Origin of the sequence: Acinetobacter lwoffii (assembly GCF_024129685.1) — a bacterium.
GTDB classification, from domain to species: Bacteria; Pseudomonadota; Gammaproteobacteria; order Pseudomonadales; family Moraxellaceae; genus Acinetobacter; species Acinetobacter lwoffii_X.
Genome location: NZ_JAMXXL010000069.1, coordinates 1 through 2,145, shown reverse-complemented (window position 1 = coordinate 2,145; position 2,145 = coordinate 1). Strand labels below are relative to the sequence as shown.

Below are 2,145 nucleotides of genomic sequence, written 5' to 3'. Positions count from 1 at the left end.
GGAATAAAACTCGCCTCTGCTCAGGGGAAGTACAAAGGTCGGGTGCATAAACTAAAGCCTGACCAAGCTGAAGCTTTACGACAAGCATGGAGGGAAGGGAAGTATCCATCAAAAATGGCATTAGGAAAAGCTTTTGGGATTAGTCGTCAGGCGGTATACCGATATTTACAAGTTAGTGAATAGCTTATTGGGATTGGCAACTAAATTTAGTTTAACTTATAAAAATCATGAAACATTGTTCGAATTTTAAGCGTGGAACATAAATAATCAATAAAAAGCCGCTCTGGTACCCTATGCCCCACAACGGCTTGATCTAATATACTGAAATTTAAAGATAAATAAAGAGAATTTCGTATAAGGTGTATTATGTTATTTTTAGAGAAACTACTAAATTATATTGGGTTGTAAATATTTGAAATTCCGTTAAGATATTTTGGATTAAATTCTATTCCTAGATAGCATTCGTGTTGACTCATCTCTCCAAAAAACTTTGGTTTTGTTTTCTTATGGTTTTTGCCATAGGATGGAGTAGTGTGTCTGTTGCATCAGTAAAGATAATGCATATCAATATGCAAACTGAAATGAGCCAAGATCATTGTTTAGATCAAGCACAGCAAGTCACTCAACATGGTATTAATCACGAAGTACAGACGAATACCGATTGCCATAATCATTTAGCTCTTAATCAGAATATAGATCACAAAAAGTGTCAGGAATGTTCTAGCTTATCCTGCCAGACACAGATCTCATGTCTTCATTCTTTGCAAAGCTCGCTAGATCCCCTAGATACCTTCTATTCTATAGATCAGCCTAATTTTTATTACCCCAACCAATATCTAAATGGGTATTGGCAAGAAATTTCACGTCCTCCTAAAACTTAACCAATTTTTTTAAAATTTATTTATTTTTCAAAAATTAAGGTTAAGTTATGTCTCATAAAATTAGTTCGTACCTATTAGCAGGTATTTGTTTTGCATCGTCGCCTTTGGTTTTTGCCGAAGTGCGTGAATATCAGCTTGTTATTGATGAAGCAGTGGTCAGCCCAACTGGAAAGCCTGTAAAGCGCATTACCGTAAATGGTCAATTTCCTGCGCCTTTGCTTGAGTTTGAAGAGGGTGATGAAGCCATCATTCGCGTGAAAAATAATTTAAAAAACCAAGATTCTTCTATTCATTGGCACGGACTGTTGTTGCCGGGCATTATGGATGGTGTACCGGGATTTAATGGTTTTAACGGTATTAAGCCTCAAAGCGAGTATGTTTATAAATTCAAGATTCGCCAAAGCGGGACTTATTGGTATCACGCTCATTCTAAAGGACAGGAACAGGACGGCTTATATGGTTCTTTTGTGATTTATCCAAAAGGTAAAACACCATTGGCAGCACATGAAAAAGCTGAACGTGACTATGTGGTGATGTTGTCAGATTTTCATGAAAAAACCAGTGATCAAATTCAGAAAGATCTTAAAATTTCAGCTGAATATTATCAAGATCAGCGTGAAACCTTGGGTGATGTTTGGAAGCAGGTTAAACGTGATGGCATAAAAGCGACATGGTCTGACCGCAAAATGTGGAATCAGATGCGTATGCTAAAAACCGACATGTCGGATGTTACAGGTTATACCTTCCTCATTAATGGCAAAACACCTGAACAAAATTGGACAGGAATGTTTAAACCGAATGAAAAAATTCGCCTACGTTTTGTGAATGCATCTGCGATGTCTTTCTACGATGTCCGTATTCCTAACTTGAAAATGACTGTGGTCAGTGCTGATGGTCAGCCTGTAAAACCTGTTGCTGTGGATGAGTTTCGTATTGGCACAGCTGAAACTTATGATGTGATTGTGGAGCCCAAAGGCGGACATTATCAAATTGAAGCTGAGTCAATTGACCGTGCAGGCTATGCGATTGGTACACTGCACAATGAATTAAATCCTATGACACATGGCATTCATATGCCTGCACCACGTCCACGCTCACTTTTGACCATGGAAGATATGGGACATGGTGGCGGTGATCATGCAGGAATGGATCATTCGAAAATGAACCACGGCAATATGCAAGGCATGGATCACTCGAAAATGGATCATTCAAAAATGAACCATGGCGATATGCAAGGCATGGATCACTCGAAAATGGATCATTC

The 2,145-nt window shown here is 38.5% G+C and carries 2 protein-coding genes; both read left to right on the top strand.

Translation table 11 applies throughout. The annotated features are described in order from the left end of the window. A partial coding sequence (locus NI464_RS15685) for a helix-turn-helix domain-containing protein (RefSeq protein ID WP_253139518.1) occupies window positions 1–183 on the top strand: 183 nt, incomplete at its 5' end. Window positions 184–928: 745 nt separating this feature from the next. Continuing rightward, on the top strand, window positions 929–2,145 hold a 1,217-nt coding region (locus NI464_RS15680; RefSeq protein WP_253139515.1), incomplete at its 3' end, for a multicopper oxidase domain-containing protein.